We start from the raw sequence: 20786 nt of genomic DNA, 5'->3' as shown, positions 1-20786 counted from the left end.
AGGTTGAAAACAATTAATAAAATATCATTTAACGATATAGAAAGCATTCCTCAGCTGGTAAAAGATTTTTTACATCAGAAAATTGAGGGTTTTGAAAATAATACATTTTCCTTAGATCATTTCAAACAACAGATTCATCTGAAAAAAGATTCATTCTCATCAGAGCAGAGAAATATTTTATCAGATGTATTCGAAGGGCAGCTTTCAGAACTTTCCCTTTCTTCAAAACAAAGAGAAAATCTGGAGAATCTTAAACTTCCGAATACATTTACCATTACAACCGGACATCAGCTAAACCTTTTTTCGGGACCTGTTTTCTTTGTGTATAAAATTCTTCAGACCATAAAGACATGTACCTATCTGAAAGAAAATTTTCCTGATTTTAACTTCGTTCCGGTCTATTGGATGGCTTCAGAAGATCATGATTTTGCTGAAATCAACCATTTTAAAACCGAAAATAATTATTACGAAACCAATGAAAAATCCGGAGGTCCGGTAGGGAGAATTGAGATCAGTGATACCTATTTTATCTCTGAATTTGAAAAAGAATTCAAAGACTCTATTTTCGGAACCGAGCTGATCTTAATGATGAAGGAGGCTTATAAAGTAGGAAATACTTTAACTGAAGCGATAAAGATTCTTGTCAACCGTCTTTTCTCGGAATTTGGACTTCTGATTCTGGATGGAGATTCTAAGGAACTTAAGAATCAAATGAAGGAGGTTTTTAAAGATGAACTTCTTCATTTCAGTTTACAGAAAACGTCTAAAAATAAAGTAGACTTTCTCACCGAAAAATATGGAAAAGTACAGGTAAATCCTCGTGAGATTAACCTTTTCTATCTTTCAGAAACCAGAGACAGAATTGAATTCAACGGTGAGAAATATGTTATTGTAGATAAAACGCTTCAGTTTACAGAAGAACAGATACTGGCTGAATTGGAAAACCACCCTGAAAGATTCAGCCCAAATGCTTTAATGCGTCCGGTGTATCAGGAAAATGTGCTGCCAAACCTGGCCTATATCGGCGGAAATGCCGAAATCATGTACTGGCTGGAGCTTAAAGACTATTTTTCGAAAATTGCGATTCCGTTTCCTATCCTGATTCCGAGAAACTCTATGCTTTTCCTGAAAGAAAAAACCTTAGGAAAGATTGAGAAATTGGATCTTAAAATAGAGGATTTCTTCCAGAATTTCACAGTATTGACCAATCAGAAAATTTTAAAAGATAATCCGATTTTACATTTACTGGAAGAGAAAGAAGAGGTATTGGTAAGCAGCTTCTCAGCGCTGAAAGCTTCAGCGGAAACTACTGAGAAATCTTTTGGGAATATGGTGAAGGCAGAAGAAGTACGACAGCTGAAATCGTTCAAAAGAATGAAGAAACGTCTGCTTCATGCCGAGAAAATAAAGCAGAATGAATTACTGGAAAGGCTTGAAAAATTGTTTTTAGATGTTCACCCGGGCAAAACCTGGCAGGAGAGAGTGTACAACTTTAGTGTATTCTTTTCAGATTATGGCTATTCGTGGCTTGAAAATTGTTTGGAAGAAATGGTGGTTCAAGATTCCAAATTAATAATTGTTGCCATTTAATTTTAAAGAAGTATTTTTGTAAATTATAAGTATCGAATATGATAAAGAGGTTTTTTATTCTATCCAGTTTATGTATGGTTTTGGGAGTTTCAGCCCAGAAATCACATACGGTTGTGCAAGGTGATAATCCTTACAACATTGCCAAAAAGTATGGAATGACTGTAGATGAATTGCTGAAGCTAAACCCTAAACATAAAGACGGCAAGCTGGCTATTGGAGATATTTTAACAATAAAGTCAGAGAAAGCAGCCACTCCGGTGGTGACCAAAACGACGCCTACCGAAAAAGTAACTTCAAACACAAGTGCTTCTTCTTTGGGTAAAATTGTTTTACAGCCAAAACAAACAGTGTATGGCATCACAAAACAATACAGAATTTCTGAAACCGATTTGAGAAAATTGAATCCTGAATTGGATTCTCACATGAAAATAGGAGACGAGATAACATTACCTCTTGCCAGCATTAAAAAATATGGTGGTGACCAACAAGCCGTAGCAGTAGAAAAGCATGCTGAACCTGTTGTTGAAAAAACAATAACAACGACTACACCTACTGGTGCTACCAATGCTGTAGAAGGAGAATCTTACGTGATCCAGTCTAAAGATAATTATTACAGAATTACCAAACAGTTTGGCATCAGCCAGCAAGATCTTTTTGCTTTAAATCCAGGATTGGAAGATAAAGGACTTAAACCTGGTGATTCTATCAAAATAAAAAAATCCAGTACTCATACAAATACCGATGCTGTTGCTGAACCGGTGAATCCAAAAGCAAAAATGGATTCTGGGAACGAAAAATCAACCTCCTCTTCCAATGTTGCTGTAGGAGATGATTATGTGACCTATACTGTTCAACAGGGAGATACCGTTTTCTCCATTGTTAATAAATTCGGAGTTTCAATAGATGAGCTTATTGCTCTGAACCCGGACCTTTCGCACGGATTAAAAACCGGAATGGTTTTAAAGATTAAAAAGCAAGACGCAGCATATATAAAGAAAAACGGTGATGCTCTTAGTGTGATTTTAATGCTTCCATTTGGGTACAGCACAAACGAAACCCAATATAGAACAATGGCACTTGACTTTTTGACAGGAGCTAAACTTGCTATTGAAAGAAATGCAAGAGGAGGGCAGAAATTGGATGTTAAAGTCGTAGATTCAGGAAATGAAGCGTCATTTAAAAACTCTTTGACGCAGATCAACCCTGATAATACAGACCTTATTATCGGGCCATTCTTTAAATCCAATGTAATTGATGTCCTCGATTTTACAAAGAATCAGAAAATTCCGGTTGTAGCACCATTTGCCAACACTCCGGAATTATATAACTATAGCAATCTTATTATTGTTGAAACCAACAATCAGACCTATGCTGATAAGATTGTAGAAGAAGTAAAAGGAATTTATTCCGACCAGAAAATATATGTAGTGGCAGACGCTAAAAAAGAAAATGCCAATTATATCAAAGCTGGACTTGAAAAAGCAGTAAAAAATCCTAATATCATTATTGTCAATTCTCCGGCAGATATTCAGTTAGATCAGAATATGATGACAGGTCAGTCTGCACCGGTTATTGCTGTTTTGGCCAATGATGACAATGCGGCAGGAGATGCTTTTGCCAACAGAATTATTGCTATTTCTAAAGAGGTACAGGGAGTGAAAGCGTTCAGTATGTTCTATTCTCCAACTTTTGAGAAGAGAGTGGATGAGCTGAGCCAGGCAAGCTTAGTATACCTGATGGATAGAAAGATCAATTCTGATGGTAATTTTGAAAAAGAGATTTTGGCTGCTTATAAAAGCAAATACTGTAAAACTCCACCAAAATATGCTATTGTAGGTTTTGATGTAGTAAACGACATGTTAACCAGGGAAAATAAAAAAGGAGAGATCTTTAAGCAGATGAATAAGGTTCAGACTCAGCTTGCTACGAAATTTGAGTTTGTGAAATCTAAAGCGAACGGTGCTTATGTAAATACGGGCTACCGAGTAATTAGATTAGTCCCTTAAATGATTTATGATTCTTTAAAAGAATATTGTTAACATTATAGTTATATTTGCATAATATTTAATTCAATACATGAAAGCACTTGTATTTCCAGGGCAGGGTTCTCAGTTCGTAGGAATGGGAAAAGAGTTGTATGATTCTAGAAAAGATATTAAAGATCTGATGGAATCTGCCAATGAAATTTTAGGTTTCGATATTCTTTCCATTATGTTTAACGGAGAGGACGCGGATCTTAAAAAAACAGAGGTTACCCAGCCTTCAATATTTATACATTCAGTAGCAGCTTTAAAGGCAGTAAATGGCCTTGGCGCTGAAATGGTGGCAGGACACTCTTTAGGAGAGTTTTCAGCCCTAGTTGCCAACGGTGTTTTATCCTTTGATGACGGTTTAAAATTAGTTTCCGAAAGAGCAAAAGCGATGCAGGAAGCTTGTGATGCCAACCCAAGTTCTATGGCTGCAATCTTAGGACTAGATGATGCTAAGGTTGAAGAAATCTGTGCACAGATCAGTGGAATTGTTGTTCCGGCAAACTATAACTGCCCAGGACAATTGGTGATTTCAGGTGAGACCGCTTCAGTAGAAGAAGCTTGTGCAAAACTAAAAGAAGCAGGAGCAAAAAGAGCATTGTTGTTACCGGTAAACGGAGCTTTCCATTCACCATTGATGCAGCCTGCACAGGAGAGACTGGCGGCAGCTATCGAAAAAACAAAGTTCAGAAAAGCAACCATTCCTGTATATCAGAATATTACTACAACAGCAGTAACAAATCCTGAGGAGATCAAACAAAACCTGATCGCTCAGCTTACAGGTCCTGTAAAGTGGACACAATCTGTTCAGAATATGATTAAAGATGGGGCATCGAACTTCGTAGAAGTAGGACCAGGAAAAACCCTTCAGGGATTGATCAAGAAAATTGACGGATCTGTAGATGCAGTTTCTGCTATCTAATAAAAAAATATGAACGCGATATTTTCACCGGGCAAGCTTATGCTTACTTCAGAATATTTCGCAATCGACGGAGCTCTTGTCTTAGCGGTACCTACCAAGCTGGGACAAGAGTTTTTCTTTGAAGAAAAAGACGATGAGAAATCCCTGATTATTTGGGAAGCTTATCATCAGAATATTTTATGGTTAAAGGCTGTCATTGATTATAAAAACTGGCAGATCTTAGAAACCAACATTCCATCAAGCGCTGAATTTATTACAAAAACCTTAAAGAACGTTCAGCAGCTTTCCGAAACTACATTCAAAAGTAATTCTACTTACTATTTAAAAACAAACCTTCAATTTCCTGCAGATTACGGACTGGGAAGCAGTTCTACCTTAATGAACAATCTTGCAGAATGGGCAGGAATTGATCCTTTTCATCTTAATACAATCAGTCTGGGAGGAAGCGGATATGATATCGCGGTAGCAAAAGAAAAATCTGCGATTCTTTTTCAGAGTAAACCTGAGATCAACTATGAAAAGGTAGATTTTAATCCTTCCTTTAAAAATGAACTGATCTTTATTCACTTAAATCAAAAGCAGGATAGTAGAGAAGGAATCAATTTTTATAAATCAAAAAAGAAGTCTCCAGAACTGGTGAACGAATTTTCAGAAATCACAAAGAAAATATTGTTATGCAGTGAATTGGAAAATTTTTCCGAATTAATGATGATTCATGAGCGGAAAATTGCCGATTTTCTTGAAATTCTCACAGTTAAGGAAAAAATATTCTCAGATTGCCCTTCATTTGTCAAAAGTTTGGGTGCATGGGGTGGAGATTTCGTTATGAGTGCCAAATTTGGGGGCTTTAAAGACTATTTTTGGGAGAAAGGTTTTACAACTATTTTCGAATGGGAAAATATAATTGATTTATAATCAATATTTTACAATCCTGTTTTTTTATTTGTCATTCTGACTTATATCAGTATATTTAAACCACTTTTAACAAATAATTAATATTATTTTTGTTGCAGTCAATAAAGAAATAGAAAATATAAGTAAAATGAAAAACACTAAAATCATCCAGGATTTAGAGAAATTAGGGATTAAAGGAAACTATGAGGTAGTGTATAACCCTTCTTATGAAGAATTATATCAGGCTGAAGTTTCTCCTGAAAATCAAGGATTTGAGGAGGCTGAGCTTACGGAGTCTGGCGCAGTATCAGTAAAAACAGGAATTTTCACAGGTCGTTCACCTAAAGACAGATATATTGTTCAGGATGATGTTACAAGAGATACAATTTTCTGGGATGGTAAAGTAAATTTACCTACAACAGCGGAAATTTTCGGTTCTTGTAAGGAACTAGTGATGAACCAGCTTTCTGAAGCTAAGAAGATTTATGTAGTAGATGCTTTTTGTGGTACAAATGCAGATACAAGACTTAAAGTAAGATTTATCGTTGAAGTAGCATGGCAGGCACATTTCGTGACAAACATGTTTATTCGTCCTTCTCATTATGAGCTTGAAAACTTCGGTGAGCCGGATTTCACAGTAATCAACGGATCTAAAACAACAAACCCTAACTGGGAAGCTCAGGGATTAAACTCTGAGAACTTCATTATGTTCAACCTTACTGAAAAATTGCAAATCATCGGAGGTACTTGGTACGGAGGTGAAATGAAGAAAGGGATGTTCGCAATGATGAACTATTATCTTCCATTAAAAGGTATGGCTTCCATGCACTGTTCTGCAAACGTAGGAGAAAAAGGTGATGTAGCTTTATTCTTTGGTCTTTCAGGAACAGGTAAAACAACTTTATCAGCAGATCCTAAGAGATACCTTATCGGTGACGATGAGCATGGTTGGGATAATAACGGAGTATTCAACTACGAAGGTGGATGCTACGCAAAAGTAATTGACTTATCAGAAGAAAAAGAACCAGATATTTTTAGAGCGATCAAGAGAGATGCACTTCTTGAAAACGTTGTTGTGAACAATGGAGTAGCAGATTATACAGACGGATCTATCACAGAAAATACAAGAGTTTCTTATCCTATCTATCATATTAACAAAATTGTATTGCCTTCTAAAGCAGGTCATGCTAAGAAGATTGTTTATCTTTCTGCAGATGCATTCGGGGTACTTCCTCCGGTTTCCATCTTGAATGAAGATCAGGCTCAATACCACTTCCTTTGCGGTTATACATCTAAATTAGCCGGAACTGAAAGAGGAATTACAGAACCTCAGCCATCTTTCTCACCTGCATTTGGAGAAGCTTTCCTTACATTACACCCAACAATGTACTCTAAAACATTGATCGGTAAAATGCAGGAGCACGGTGCTAAAGCATATTTGGTAAATACAGGTTGGAACGGTACTGGAAACAGAATTTCGTTGAAAGATACAAGAGCAATCATTGATGCGATCATTGACGGTTCTATCGATAATGCTCCTAAAACTCAGGTTCCAATCATGAACCTTGAGATTCCTACTGAATTGCCTAACGTTTCTAAAGGAATTTTAGATCCTAGAGATACCTATGGAAATGTTTCAGAATGGGAAGAAAAAGCAAAAGATCTTGCTTCAAGATATATCAAAAACTTTGAGCAGTATTGTGATACTGAAGAAGGTAAGAAATTAATTGCTTCAGGACCTCAATTGCAGGGACAAACTATCTAATAGTTATATAACATACAGAAAAGCCTCATCATTGATGAGGCTTTTTTATTAGTATTTTTTACAACTTTCAATCAACTCATTGTGCTCATCAAGTTTTATGACTGTTGATTTGATTGATTCTTCAGTTAGATGTTTTATGATCATAAAATGTTTTGAAGAAAAATAAGACTCTTCGTCCAATATTTTATCTAAATACTTTGGAGTAGTGAAAGTCATCCAATATTTTGCTTTGTTGGAAAACATAATAGTTACTTCTATGGTATCAGATTCAATATTTTCTATTTTATCATCTATGTTAATAGAAATTATTTCTGGTTGATTGTTTAAACTAAAATAAAATTTCGAATACCATCTCAGTCTCCCTTCATTATTCTGGATCCTTACATTTTCAGTGTTTATTTCTTCGATAATATAAGATTTTCTTTTCGTTAATTGCCCGGAATATATCCCAATGTCTTTACAGTAAATCTTATCCTTTATCTTCATAAATTATTCTCTTACTATCTATAATGACCTTTGAAAATCTGTGTAATCCGTGGGCAAAATAATTCCTGAAAATTAGTTCAAGCTTAATAAAGCCAATCTATATCCATCCATTCCGAAGCCAGATAAAACGGCATCCGTATTGGCAGCTGTGACAGATTTCTGCCTGAACTCTTCCCGTTTATAGATATTGCTGATATGAACCTCTACTTTTGGCTTTCGGATATTTTTTAAACAATCCGCAATGGCATAAGAATAATGAGTAAAAGCTCCGGGATTAATTACTACCGCATCAAAATCATCTTCCTGAAGCCTGTTGATGAGCTCTCCTTCAATATTCGACTGGTAATATTTTAATTCATGAGACTGAAACTCGGATCTTAAAATCTCCAAATAGCTTTCCATAGAAACACTTCCATAGATTTCCGGTTCTCTGGTACCTAAAAGGTTGAGATTAGGACCGTTTATAATCAAAACTTTCATCCTATAAAATTAAAAACTTTTTTCAATTAATGGTCAAAAATTTCATTAAAGCATACCGTATGCTCAATTGAATTATTGATAATGATATTTATCATGTTTGTGAAAGTGATAACGAATGTAACTCCCTATTTTAATGACTTTTATTAAAATATTATGTTAATTTTTAAAAATTTATCATGAAAATTAATAAGTCTACTTGTTTTGTAGACTAAAACTTTATAGCTTTGCAATCATATTTCGATCGGCTTATAAAGAAAGATGGAGGGAACTGACCCTGTGAAATCTTAACAACCTACCTCTAGAGGCAAGGTGTTACGTTCAGCCTTTAAAGGAAAAATAAGCATTTGGTTTATCGTATTTATCGATGCCCTTTGCTGTCTTTTCTGCAAAGGGTAAATTTTTGATATATGATAAACAAAATTGATTATGATTAGTAAATATTTATTTAATTCTAAAGCTTGGATACCTCCGGTTGCTGCATTTTTTCTGGGAATTACCAATATAAATGCACAAAACTCCAAGCCGAAAAAAGATAGCCTCCATGAAAAAGAAATTGATGAAGTAGTGGTAGTAGCCTATGGAAAGGCAAAAAGAAACAGTTATACAGGTTCGGTAGCAACCATTTCCGGCGATAAGATCAATAACAGACCTGTTAACAATATTACCAAAGCATTGGAAGGACAGGTTGCAGGGATTCAAACGACAAGTGCGTCAGGACAGCCAGGGGCCGTTTCTACGATCCGAATCAGGGGAATTGGTTCCATAAGTGCTTCCAGCGATCCTTTATATGTAGTGGACGGGATTCCATTTGACGGAAATCTGAACTCTATCAGTCCAAGTGATATTGAATCTATAAGTGTTCTGAAAGATGCTACAGCAAGTGCATTGTATGGTTCAAGAGGAGCTAATGGTATTATAATCATTACGACAAAATCAGGTAAAAAAGGAGAGGCGAAAGTTAATTTTAATATCAGCCAGGGATTCTCAGGAAGAGCCGTAAAAGATTACGAACAGGTCAATACAGACCAGTATTTTCAATTATATTGGGAAGCATTGAGAAACGGATATCAATCTGGCAAAGTGTCTTCTCAACAGGCAGCTCAGATGGCGACAGACAATCTTGTTTCCACACTTGGAATCAACCCTTACGGAACAAGTTATGCAAAACCTGTAGGAACAGATGGGAAACTCTTGCCAGGTGCATCACCCTTATGGAATGACGACTGGAGAGATATCCTACAAAGAGTGGCTTCAAGAAATCAGGTAGATCTGGATATCAGTGGGGGAAGTGAGAAAAGTAATTATTTCTTTTCCCTGGGCTATCTGGATGATAAAGGAATGGCTATTGAATCAGGATTTAAAAGATACAATACCCGATTAAAGATCAATTCTGAAGTGAAAAAATGGCTGAATGTTGGGGTGAACTTAAGCTATACAAACAGTGTGCAGCAGGCACCTACTTCTTCAGATTCCAAAGCAAGTAATATCATCAATGCGGCAAGATTTATTCCTTCATTCTATCCTTATTATGAAAGAAATCCTGATGGATCATTTGTGCTGGATGCTGCGGGAGACAGAATTTATGATTTTGGGAAGTACAGACCTACGAATGCACTTCAGAACCAGAATGCAGCAGCAACGCTGCCGCTGGATAAAAATGAAAATAAAGAAGATAACTTCTCAGGGAAAGGATTCCTGGAATTTACCTTTTTACCGGAGTTGAAATTCAAGACAAGTTTTTCTGTGGATTTAGTCAATTATTATGGACATTATTATTCAAATCCATTGCTGGGACAAGGTGCTGAAATTGGGGGTTCGGTGACGAAAAGCAGTGCCAGAACACTTTCTTATACCACCAGTAATATTCTTACCTATGATAAGAAATTTGGAAAGCACCACGTAAATGTTTTGGCAGGACACGAATTCTATAAATACGATTATCAGACGATTTCTGGAACGAGAAGCCAGTTTTCACTGCCTTATTATTATGAGCCGGATGCCGCTTCTTTATTGGGAAGTTTCAGTGGAAACAGCAATAAACTAAGCTTATTAAGTTTCCTTGGAAAAGTAGAGTATGATTATAACAATACTTATTTCTTATCCGCTTCAGGAAGAGCAGACAGTTCTTCAAGATTTGAGAAAGATAACAGATGGGGGAGGTTCTGGTCAGTAGGAGGTTCATGGAAGATTTCAAATGAGGAATTTATTAAAAGCCTGAATGTCTTCAATCAGTTGACATTGCGTGCCAGTTATGGAGGACAGGGGAATGATAAATTACTTCGACCAAATGGGCAGCCACTTTATTACGCTTATCAGGAGCTGTACAGGTTTATTAGCCTTGGTGGAGAACCGGGAACAACACTGGAAAAAACGTCTACGAATAATGTGAAGTGGGAAACCAACCTTAACTTAAATGTAGGATTGGAATTTGCGATTCTGAATAACAGAATTAAAGGAAATATCGAATATTTCAAAAGAAAAAGTCAGGATCTTCTGTTTAATATGCCGGTTGCACCATCATTGGGAATCAGTGATTATCCAGCGAATATAGGAACGATCCAGAATACCGGATTTGAATTTTCACTATTCACAACACCTATTAAAACTGATGATTTCCAGTGGAATGTGGATGTTAATCTGAGTACTTTAAACAATAAAGTGACCAAATTGCCTGGAGGTTCTCTTGTTGTAGGAACAAAATTGTTGACAGTAGGAGGTTCTGTATATGATTTCTTTATTCCGGAATGGGCTGGGGTAGACCCAAGCAATGGAAAACCATTGTGGAAAACGGTTACTACAGATGCCAGCGGAAAATCAGTGGAAGGAACTACGTCAGAATATTCAAAAGCCACAAAATTGCTGCAGGGTTCCGCATTACCTAAACTGACTGGAGGAATCAGCACAAGCATCAATTATAAGAATTTTGATTTTTCAGGATTGCTGACATTTAAAATCGGTGGAAAAATTTTGGATAACGATTATACTTCCATCATGCATAACGGAAGTGCCGGAGGACGTGCATGGAGTGCCGAAATGATGAACAGATGGACTCCGGAGAATCCTAATACAGATGTTCCCGGATTGAGTACGACAACGAATAACTGGACGTCTACATCTTCAAGATTCCTGTATTCCGGTACGTATGCAAGGCTTAAAAACGTGAGCTTAGGATATACACTTCCTGATGATTATTTTGAGAAAATAGGACTTAAAAAGTTCAGAATTTATATCCAGGCAGAAAACCTTCTGACCTTCTATAAACATAAAGGGATGGATCCGGAACAGGCTTTGGACGGGACAACCTATTACAGATATCCTGCCATGAGAACGATCACTTTTGGTCTTCAGGCCACTCTTTAACCTTTTAAAATTGAAACAATGAAAAAATTAATATATCTCTCGTTTGCGCTCATCGGATTTTTGTCGCTGACAAGCTGTGAAAATGACTTGGATACCGCTCCAACCGATCAGGCTAGCAGTGTGGAAGTTTTCAAAACAGCGGAAAGTGCTGAAACTGTAGTAAATGGTACCTGGGCAAAATTTAATAATGACGGAACTACCTTTGCCAATATCGGCTACTCCACGGTTTTAAGAGCCAGTGATGCGATGGGAAGCGATGTGGCAGTATTGACCAATAAATATGGTTTTAGTTCTACTTATGCTTTCACAGAAATGGTGAACAGTACAGCAAGCCGTCCTTTGTTTATCTGGACAATGCTGTATTCTACCATCAATAATATGAACAATGTTATTACAAGAATAGATGGGACTGAAGGCAGCCAGGAGAAAAAGAATCAGGTGAAAGGGCAGGCAAAGGCGTTACGTGCTTTCTGTTATCTGAACCTGGCGAGTTTTTATCAGTTCGGTTATCTTAAAGACAAAACAGCTTTAACGGCTCCTATTTATACTGAACCTTCTACAACGAGTACAGTAGGGAAGAAAAGAGCAAGCCTTGAGGAAATTTATACTTTAATAAAAAGTGACCTTACAGATGCTGATAACCTGTTGAAAAGTTATACAAGAAATAATAAGGATAAGATCAACCGTGCTGTAGTGAACGGGCTTTTAGCAAGAACCTATCTGAATACCGGCGAATGGAGCAAAGCATCAGCTTCTGCAAAAATTGCCAGAGAAGGTTTTCCTCTGATGGCGCCGGAAAAATATAAAGATGGTTTTAATGATATCAACAATGCAGAATGGATCTGGGGGCATGGGCAGACTCAGGAACAATCTGATGCAAGTTATGCATTCCATTATCTGGATGTGTCTTCGTCAGGAAGTTATTATTACAGCTTTATGGCAGACCCTTATTTTAAAGATCTTTTTGATACGAATGACATCAGATCCCAGCTGTTTTCATGGGATGGACAGAAAGGAAGAGAAGGGTTGCTGAGGTATGCTAAGTTTAAATTTAAACCAACCCTTATTGCCGATATCGTGTACATGAGAGCTGCAGAAATGTATCTGATCGAAGCTGAAGCCGAAGCCAGAAACGGAAATGTCTCTCAGGCAGTAGCTGTTCTGAATCAGTTGAAATCAGCAAGAAATGCCAATATTTATAATGGTTCATTAGCGCAAAATAATGTGATCGCTGCCGTTTTAATCGAAAGAAGAAAAGAATTGTTCGGAGAAGGATTCTCCCTTTCAGATATTATCAGAACGCAGGGGACAGTGGTAAGAAAACCATTTGTAGATGCAGATGGTAAACCGATAAAAGTTCAGATAACGACGCCGGACGGTACCGTGAAAACTGTAGACGGTAAAGGACATTCTGTTCTTGATTTTCCTGATAAATCTGCTTTTGTACCGAACAGCAACTATTATTTATTCAGTATCCCACAGAGAGAATCTGAAAACAACCCGAATTTATAAGATACAGTCCATAGTTTATAATTAGATTGATTTTTAGCCACTGCTTTTGCGGTGGCTTTTTATTAAAAAAACCGTTGCTAAAAAAGCAACGGTTTTTGTTTTTAAAATTATTTTTTTGCAGATTAAGAGTCACCTATATTCTGTGCTTTTGTAATAATCATACTTTTTCCTAGAAATCTTAGAAGAGATGCGATTTTATATAAATCATAATCTATTATCTCTCGCTTTCCATCTAAAACTTTTTGCAAAAATTCCCAATCCTCAATTAAGCTTCCCATTGTCAATTCTTTAGGATCCTTATATGGGTCGTATAATTCTTCATTAGTAATATTCCAATATAAATCATTATCAAAAGCAAAAGAGGTTGAATCATTTAATTTTTCCAGCTCACTAAGTAAAGCTTCAATAAGTTTTTGAATATCTGCTTTTTTTAATTCTAGTTTTTTATTTTCCATTGGATGATTAAATAATTGATTAATCCCCTTATTTAATGTTGCAACAGCTCGCCCAATGACAGCTCCTTGAAAGCAACTGGCTGAAATTTTTCCAGTTAATTCTTCTGCACCAGCGGCTGTGATGGCTCCTGTCAATAAGCTTCTGGTAAAATCACCCCATGACCATGTGCCGCTTACCAAAGATTTCAAGATATACATTCCTGCGGCTACTGCCTACCTCCATTAATTAAAGAGTTTACTGTCAAATTTATTTTCAGTAATCCAAATGTTTTTATTGTTTTTAAAAAGATATATGGTATTTGAATAACCTGTCTTTTGTGTAAAACTAATAATTTGCAGCAGACAAAACTTGTTATCCTTTGAATAAATAGGTAATGAAATTTTTGTAAATTCCCTTTTGTCATTAGATACTGTAGAAATTATCTTGGAAATTTTCAGTAATGTATCCTTATTCTTTTCTTTTTCTGAAAAATTATATTTTTTGAGAAATGTATTATCAAATTCTGATAATACTTCCGTTTGTGATATAGGTTTTTGTTCTACGTTAATAATTGAAATTTTATTTTTATCAATAACTTTATTAATAAAATCTTCATTATTATTACATGATAACACAAGTAATAGGAAGAAAATTGAAAATATACGCATGATTATTTAAAATTAATATTTATAGTTTTATCTGTACCTTGTAGTAATTTCCATATCTGTTCATTTGCCATTTGAAAATTAGCAGTATTAAAAACTTCACTAGGTACAGAACTTTTAATAGTATGCCACCCATTATTTTCTAAGAAACTGGCTCCAGATTCTTGAATATGATAATGCCCTACATTTTCAAGTAAGTCACTATATTTTTGAGCAATTTTACTTGTTAATTTTATAGATTGTTCAGAAATATTATAGAGTCCTGCATTTGCTATTCTCACATGATTAAGTTCGTGTTGCATAACAAAAGATAATTGCTCTCTACTCGCAAATGCTTTATTAGAAAGATACATTCTTATTTTTCCAACACGTTTTCCGTGTTGATCTATTCTTGCATCTGTAACTCCCAATGCTTTAATTATTTTGCCCTTGTATGTATATTCTATAGCTCCATCAGAAGTCATTTTACCACCAAGACGCGAAGCATCATTATATATTGAATTTTTATTTAATGCGTCTTGAACACCAAATTTTTCATATAAATCTCTTGCATAACTTCTGTTACCTACTGGAGTGCCTGACTCTAATGTATTTACTTCATTATCTTCCAAATAAAATCTTACTGTTCTGGTATTCAGTTGATTTACTACCCAGCTAATCCCACTTATTATTCCCGCAGTGGCAGCCCCGAAAATAGCTCCTCTGTACATTCCTGTAAAGAAATTCTCTCCATTAAACAGAGCATCTATACCTCCACTAATAGCACCATTCATACTACCCACAATAACAGCTCCCTGGAAGCCACTGGCTGACAGTCCTCCGGTCAGTCCTCCTGTTGCAGCACCTGTTACAGCTCCTAAAAGTAAGCTTCTGGCAAAACCTCCCCAAGACCATGTGCCACTTACCAAAGATTTCAAGATATACATTCCTGCGGCTACCATTGTTCCTACAACAGCTCCTGCTACCCATGATGCTACCAGTACACCAAATAAAGGTACAAAACATTCTCCATTAGGATCATTAAACATCAGCGGATTATTCATTACATACCCATATTTATTGTAATTCTGTGTATTCGTAGGATCTTGTATATTTTCATCAGCATTTAAGAATCTTCTCAGTAACGGATCATACAATCTTCCATTCATGTGAATGATGCCTACTTCTGCAAAATGCTCATGGCTTGTGTATCCTCTTTCTATTAATAACGAAGCATTATCAATTGTATTTTTATCGGCAATAATGGCTCCGTTTCCTATTTGTAGATGAGTGAAATTACCCCATGCATCAAAGTGTCTCTGCTCTAATTTGTTTCCTGCTTCATCACTGATCGCTAAAATACTTCCTATATAATCTTTATGTAAGAACTTATAAGAACCATCAGTTTCATTATAATTTTTAAGATAAATAATACTGCTCTCATATGGGCTTCCCCCAATATAGAGAACGTGTTTTTCTTTTCCAGTTGTGTTATCTTTTACAACTTCAAAGCTTCCGTCTTCACTGTAGAATTTGGTAAATTTTCCTTCTCCATCAATACTGAAATTGCCCCCATAGGTTACTCTTTGCCTCATGCTTGTGAGTCCATACTGGAAGGAAATATCTCCTTTCATTCCATCAATGAATACCGGATCGTTGTTTTCATTGTAAGCAATACTCTGGATTAAATCATTATTATAATTTTGAGCCCCTGTTGCATTCAGGGTCATTCCTGTTGTCTGATAAATCTTAGCAGAGTTTTCATACTTCATCGTTCCCACCTGATCGTTTTCCATGATTCTGCCTTTAATGTCATAGACATTTCTATTGGTGGATGGTTTAATTCCTGTTACCGGATTTGTCCAGTTTACTAATCGGTTATTATCATCATAATCGAAGGATTCCACGATATTAAAATCTCCGCCTGTTGTTCTGCTCTTTAATTCATTTTTAATGGCATCAAAAGAGTAAGAAAGTTGTAGAATACTTGGTTTTACCTGTGAAGAATGATTAACATTCGTTAAGAAGCCATTGGCATCATAGGTATTATTAACATTTGCCGCTCCCAATTTTGCACTTAGCACCTGACCTTTTGAATTGGTTTCCTGAAGTTCCCATAATATTTTCCCTGAAGTTTTGTCTTTTACCTGATAAGGCTCTCCATTCCATGAACTATATGCATTTTCTACGGTAACTTTGGTCAAAACACCGGAAGAATATAATTGTTTTTCGTAAGAAATTACCCTTGCTTTATCATCATAAGTAATACCTTTTTGTATATAATACTTACCATTGTTGCTTTCAGACGAAGATAGTAATCTTCCCTGTAGATCATACGAAACATTTGAGTTATAAGATTTTCCTTTAGATGTTCCACTTTTTGAAATCACTCTACCTTTATTATCATAAGAATATGAAATTGTTTTATTAGTAGCTTGTCCTCCGTCTGTGGTTGAAATTTCCGTGTGAGAAATCATTTGCCCTAAAGAATTATATGTATATTCTTTGGTTCCTTTCGGGCTGATAATTTTTTTAGCTTGTCCGAAAGGATCATATTCATATTTATATAATCCGTTAGAAGGATCATTGAACTCAGATTTTCTTCCCCACGCATCATATTTGGTTGTAACAATATTTTCCGCATACTGTGCTTTTATCTGTTCTCCGGCAGCATTGTAGGTGAATTGAATCGTTCCTCCTTTATCTGTGCTGGAAATTACATTATTAAGCGCATCTATTGTTTTTGAAGTGGTTCTTCCATAACCGTTCAACTCTTTTACCATTGTTGTTAAGCCGGAAACAGAGGTCTCCACTTTCTTACCATTAAACGCAGCAGCTGTTCCTTTGGCAGGATATACAGTATCATCGTAGGTAATAGTATTCCATTGGGAGGCACTTTGTCCTTCAAAATAAGGCTCGGATTCTTTAAGTTTTCTGCCCAATATATCATATTGAATTTCCTGAGATACATATTGTCCTTGTCCAAATGCTTTGGTAGAAGTTTTATAATTCTGACCTAGTTTATTGGTGAACTTTTTCGCTATATCTCCATCCGGATCATACTGGGTAACAATAATATTGGAATTATTATCTCTATCATATGTATAAGTGGTTGTACCTCCTAAATTAGTTTTGGAAGTTAAAAGTTTACCCCAACCATCATAGGTGTTGGTAAGCTTATTGCCCAACGGATCAGTCTGGTTAAGGATTTGCCCCCTATCATTATAGGTATAATTGGTTATTAATCCTAAATTATCAGTATTCTTTTCAACAAACCTTCCTGTAGATTCATATTTAGAGGTACTAGTCTGTGTTTGAGAATCTACACTGTTACTGATAATTTTTTGAGTAATATTTCCATATCCGTCATAAGTATAAATTTCTTGTAAATATTCAGTGTTATCTCTGTTCCATGTTTTAAGAGTCTTTAAAAGATTATTTTCATATACATATTCTTCTTTAGCAGATTTAGTATCACCATAAGCTTGATTTACCGTAGTTTTAGATTTTGGGCGACCAATGTAATAATTAGAACCTGTGCCTGCCGGATTATGAATGTATTCAAAAGTGGTATTTATTATTGAAAAATTATCATTTACATTAAGCTGAGTTGAGGCTGGTAAATAGTAATTGTCATAAGTTGCTGATTTTGTTAAAGTAATATTTTTTAGGAAATCTTTTTCAATAATGGTTTCAGGAAGAATTACATCAACTTTGTTAGACAATTGTTGAATAGTATAATTACTTTGCTTAAATGATAATAATTGAGTATTATTGACTGATAACTCTGTTGGGAAGACCAGGTTTTCGTCATTAGTTCTGATTGACCATTCTTTTACAGGCTGACCAAATTTTTGGGCATCCATTTCAACACCGCTCCATATTTTCGTGTTTTCAAAACCATCTGCATACCATGAAGAGCGTGCCATCTGGTGATACCCGATACTTCCTCTCCCTTGCAGATGTCCCGTCATTCCCTTGTATCTGAAATCTTGTTTTCTACCTGCCTGTTGAAGCTGTGAAACGAGGAATGTCTGATCTATTCTTTCTAATGAAAAATAAGGATATAGCTCTTTCTTAACTTTCTTATAAATATTAGTTCCATTAGAAACTGCTTCTGCGTAACTAATTCCCGTTATAATACTCCCATTTCCCTGATTAATGGATTTAATCCTTGCCAGCTCTGAAAGTGGAGATGGTGCTTTTATCCTATGCAGATGCTGTTTCCAATATAAGAATACATTATAATAGTTATTATTTGCTTTTATTGGATTAGTCAAAGGAGTAAACAATGTCAGATCTTGAATATCCTGTATTTGATACGTTGGGCTTAGAAAGGTGGGTATGGGTTGGAAATTTAGTGTCCCGTCAGAGGCAGAGCCATTGGCTAGCCTTGTACTTATAGCATATCCAAAATCCCTGTAATTTTGGTTATAATTATTGATCTGGTTATAAGAGAAAACCTGAATAACATCAGATTTTCCATCTTTATTCATATCAGCAATGGCAAAAAAGTATTGTTTGGCAAATTTATTATAATTGCCCGTAGTCTCTGTCTGACGTTTTCTGTATGAAAAGAACTCTACTTTAAGGAAATTATTGAATCCTGTTCCTGTTCCTATATAGAATCTCCAGTTATCTGGTTTACCAATAGCTGTATCTGTAACAGGAATGGTAAAGTCCAATTTTCCATCTCCATTAAAGTCACCAAATAATACTGGAAATTCGGGGTCTTTGGTTTCGACTAAACTGCTTGTAAACCTGATCTTCTTCAGATATTGATTCGGAGCTGTTTTTACAAATTCAAATACCTTGTAATCATTATTGGAAACATTAATAATCTCCACTTTTCCGTCACCGTCTATATCCATATATTGCTGGTCATAAAGAGTACTCTCATTAATTCCTGAATCAATCGTATAGGTAGATACCGGATTGTTTTGATTTTTTAAATCAACAATGAAATTTCCTACTTGATAAGTATTGCATTCAAGTATGCTGCATGGAGGAGGACGATTAGTAGTGTCATCGGGTGTTTTATTGACGCAGTTAGGATCATAAGTCCACTGACAAACTTCCTTTTCTAATGTGAAAAATAGATCTGAAATACCATCTCCATTAAGATCCCCTTCATTTAATCTGGGAGATAGCATTTTACAGCCAGCAGGTGGAGGATAATTACTTTTTTCACAGGTTGATTCATCATACACAAACTTTTCAAATACTTTGACAAAAGTATTATTCCTAAAAATATATCCTATAATTTTTCCTCCTACATACTGGACAATTCCATTTCCGTTATATACTTGACCCTCCTCATCCAGTAAAGTGTTTACTACCTTTGCATTGTTTTCAAAATACTTATTTGTTGTAATTGTCGTAAATGTATCGTTATTGAATGCTCCTAATTTCACAGTGCCATTCGACATAACAAAATCTATATAAGAATCTCCATTGAAGTCTCCTGTTAATTTTACTCCACTAAACGGATCATCATTTTGCAAGTAATCAAGATCCACAGAAGATGGTATAGGCTGAGGGTATTCAAATGCTATCGGATTGGCAGCAGCTCCTTCGGAATTATATTCTGTAATTTTATTGACAAACTGGTAGCTTGTACCATTGCTGCCGTATTCAATAGTGTATTTTTTATAGAGATTGTTGTTCGTTTTTACAACAACATTATCCAATATCCTGTCTTGAATCAATGCAATTCCGCTGACATAATACTGCTCAGATAAATTTCTTGTAAGATAATTAAATATAATTTCATTAATAGCGGGGGTATTTAAATTTTCGTTACCTCCCCATTTGATATTGGAAACAGAAGCGACATTTTTGGTTTGTACATAATTGTACAATATATAATTACCCTGTGCATCCTTCCATTTTACAATATTATATTCTATAGGAGTTTTCGAAGAACTATTTCCTGAAATTGTTCCTCCATACCAAGCCTGAGAACCGTCCTCAAAAGTCACTTCCCAGTATTCAGGACCTTGCCATGCCTGTCCTGTAACTGATCCAATGGACTTAATTTTAATATTGGAATATTTCTCAGTAACATATTCCGCTCCATCCTTACCATATTCTCCGGACTTTAAGATTAACCTTTGCCCATTGAAGCTGTAATAATCTGAATAGTCTAGTTTTACATTGGTTAGCTCCCCATCTTTTTCTATATTCTTCCCACTTCTAGAAATAGTTGTGATTCCCGAGATTGTCCAGCCATATCCTAAAATTCCGTTTCCTGAATTACTCAAATAGATTAAGCTCATGTTGGGGGAAACATTTTTAATTCCTGGCGGCAGAGCAATTGGTAGGGTGAATTGTAGTTGCCCAGCTCCTGTTACTTCAATATTTCCTTTACTGTCATGAAAACTCTTTCCATCTGGGGCTATCGTTCCCGATGGATTAGTTGCCCCTGCATTTGAATCAGTTGGCCCTCCGCCTGGGTTTTCCGTAGCAGGGCCTATTTTGGCAACGAAAGGATTTGAAATAGATGCCTTAGCATGAAATCCTTGTGTCATGACCACTGTCTGCGGATCCTGAACAGTACGGGCACTAGTTTCTGCCTGATACAGTATGGTCTGTGAAAAACCAAATACCGAAAATAAGGACAGAATGAATGATGAAAATAGTTGTATTTTCTTATCGTAAAGTTTCAT

General features: G+C 35.8%; 12 protein-coding genes and 1 riboswitch. Of the genes, 7 read left to right on the top strand and 5 right to left on the bottom strand.

What is annotated here, in order from left to right:
• The first annotated feature begins 3 nt into the window (after positions 1-3).
• From bshC to pckA, 5 genes are all read left to right on the top strand, one after another.
• A complete protein-coding gene (bshC, locus tag C1634_RS00935) occupies positions 4-1590 on the top strand; it encodes a bacillithiol biosynthesis cysteine-adding enzyme BshC (RefSeq protein ID WP_109737781.1) in 1587 nt (528 codons plus the stop codon).
• Between the two features lie 38 nt (positions 1591-1628).
• Positions 1629-3596: a LysM peptidoglycan-binding domain-containing protein gene (locus C1634_RS00930; RefSeq protein WP_228409904.1), complete on the top strand. Its 1968-nt coding sequence runs from the start codon at positions 1629-1631 to the stop codon at positions 3594-3596.
• Between the two features lie 70 nt (positions 3597-3666).
• Complete coding sequence (gene fabD, locus C1634_RS00925) at positions 3667-4542, top strand: ACP S-malonyltransferase (protein WP_103234814.1); 876 nt, start codon at positions 3667-3669, stop codon at positions 4540-4542.
• Positions 4543-4551: 9 nt separating this feature from the next.
• Entirely contained in the window at positions 4552-5457 is a 906-nt protein-coding gene (locus tag C1634_RS00920) for a GYDIA family GHMP kinase (protein WP_109737780.1), read from the top strand.
• A gap of 127 nt (positions 5458-5584) precedes the next feature.
• On the top strand, positions 5585-7201 hold the full coding sequence (gene pckA, locus C1634_RS00915; RefSeq protein ID WP_103234813.1) for a phosphoenolpyruvate carboxykinase (ATP): 1617 nt from the start codon (positions 5585-5587) through the stop codon (positions 7199-7201).
• Positions 7202-7249: 48 nt separating this feature from the next.
• Here the strand turns inward: pckA and C1634_RS00910 are convergent, their stop codons facing one another.
• Both C1634_RS00910 and C1634_RS00905 read right to left on the bottom strand, forming a co-directional pair.
• On the bottom strand, positions 7250-7687 hold the full coding sequence (locus C1634_RS00910; protein WP_103234812.1) for a hypothetical protein: 438 nt from the start codon (positions 7685-7687) through the stop codon (positions 7250-7252).
• Between the two features lie 72 nt (positions 7688-7759).
• On the bottom strand, positions 7760-8167 hold the full coding sequence (locus C1634_RS00905) for a type II 3-dehydroquinate dehydratase (protein WP_109737779.1): 408 nt from the start codon (positions 8165-8167) through the stop codon (positions 7760-7762).
• 243 nt (positions 8168-8410) lie between these two features.
• A riboswitch (SAM riboswitch) is annotated at positions 8411-8510 on the top strand.
• A gap of 83 nt (positions 8511-8593) precedes the next feature.
• Between C1634_RS00905 and C1634_RS00900 the strand changes: the two genes are divergently transcribed.
• Positions 8594-11527 carry a SusC/RagA family TonB-linked outer membrane protein gene (locus tag C1634_RS00900; protein WP_103235156.1) on the top strand — a complete coding sequence of 978 codons (2934 nt, stop codon included), beginning with the start codon at positions 8594-8596 and terminating at the stop codon, positions 11525-11527.
• An 18-nt stretch (positions 11528-11545) separates the two neighbouring features.
• Positions 11546-13039 (top strand): RagB/SusD family nutrient uptake outer membrane protein, encoded by a 1494-nt coding sequence (locus tag C1634_RS00895; RefSeq protein ID WP_109737778.1) that lies wholly within the window; start codon positions 11546-11548, stop codon positions 13037-13039.
• A gap of 122 nt (positions 13040-13161) precedes the next feature.
• Here the strand turns inward: C1634_RS00895 and C1634_RS00890 are convergent, their stop codons facing one another.
• The 3 genes from C1634_RS00890 to C1634_RS00880 form a co-directional block, all read right to left on the bottom strand.
• On the bottom strand, positions 13162-13629 hold the full coding sequence (locus C1634_RS00890; RefSeq protein ID WP_123921340.1) for a hypothetical protein: 468 nt from the start codon (positions 13627-13629) through the stop codon (positions 13162-13164).
• Between the two features lie 87 nt (positions 13630-13716).
• Positions 13717-14142 carry a hypothetical protein gene (locus C1634_RS00885; RefSeq protein ID WP_109737777.1) on the bottom strand — a complete coding sequence of 142 codons (426 nt, stop codon included), beginning with the start codon at positions 14140-14142 and terminating at the stop codon, positions 13717-13719.
• 2 nt (positions 14143-14144) lie between these two features.
• Positions 14145-20786, bottom strand: coding sequence for an RHS repeat-associated core domain-containing protein (locus C1634_RS00880; protein WP_109737776.1), 6642 nt, complete (start codon positions 20784-20786; stop codon positions 14145-14147).

Origin of the sequence: Chryseobacterium viscerum (assembly GCF_002899945.2) — a bacterium.
In the GTDB taxonomy this organism is placed as follows: Bacteria; Bacteroidota; Bacteroidia; order Flavobacteriales; family Weeksellaceae; genus Chryseobacterium; species Chryseobacterium viscerum.
Note: the sequence above shows the minus strand (reverse complement) of the source record. Positions and strands in the feature narration are given on the sequence as shown.

Coding starts and splice junctions, on each gene's coding strand:
- C1634_RS00930 (WP_228409904.1), top strand. CDS start 1,629: ATGATAAAGAGGTTTTTTATTCTATCCAGTTTATGTATGGTTTTGGGA.
- fabD (WP_103234814.1), top strand. CDS start 3,667: ATGAAAGCACTTGTATTTCCAGGGCAGGGTTCTCAGTTCGTAGGAATG.
- C1634_RS00920 (WP_109737780.1), top strand. CDS start 4,552: ATGAACGCGATATTTTCACCGGGCAAGCTTATGCTTACTTCAGAATAT.
- pckA (WP_103234813.1), top strand. CDS start 5,585: ATGAAAAACACTAAAATCATCCAGGATTTAGAGAAATTAGGGATTAAA.
- C1634_RS00910 (WP_103234812.1), bottom strand. CDS start 7,687: ATGAAGATAAAGGATAAGATTTACTGTAAAGACATTGGGATATATTCC.
- C1634_RS00905 (WP_109737779.1), bottom strand. CDS start 8,167: ATGAAAGTTTTGATTATAAACGGTCCTAATCTCAACCTTTTAGGTACC.
- C1634_RS00900 (WP_103235156.1), top strand. CDS start 8,594: ATGATTAGTAAATATTTATTTAATTCTAAAGCTTGGATACCTCCGGTT.
- C1634_RS00895 (WP_109737778.1), top strand. CDS start 11,546: ATGAAAAAATTAATATATCTCTCGTTTGCGCTCATCGGATTTTTGTCG.
- C1634_RS00885 (WP_109737777.1), bottom strand. CDS start 14,142: ATGCGTATATTTTCAATTTTCTTCCTATTACTTGTGTTATCATGTAAT.
- C1634_RS00880 (WP_109737776.1), bottom strand. CDS start 20,786: ATGAAACTTTACGATAAGAAAATACAACTATTTTCATCATTCATTCTG.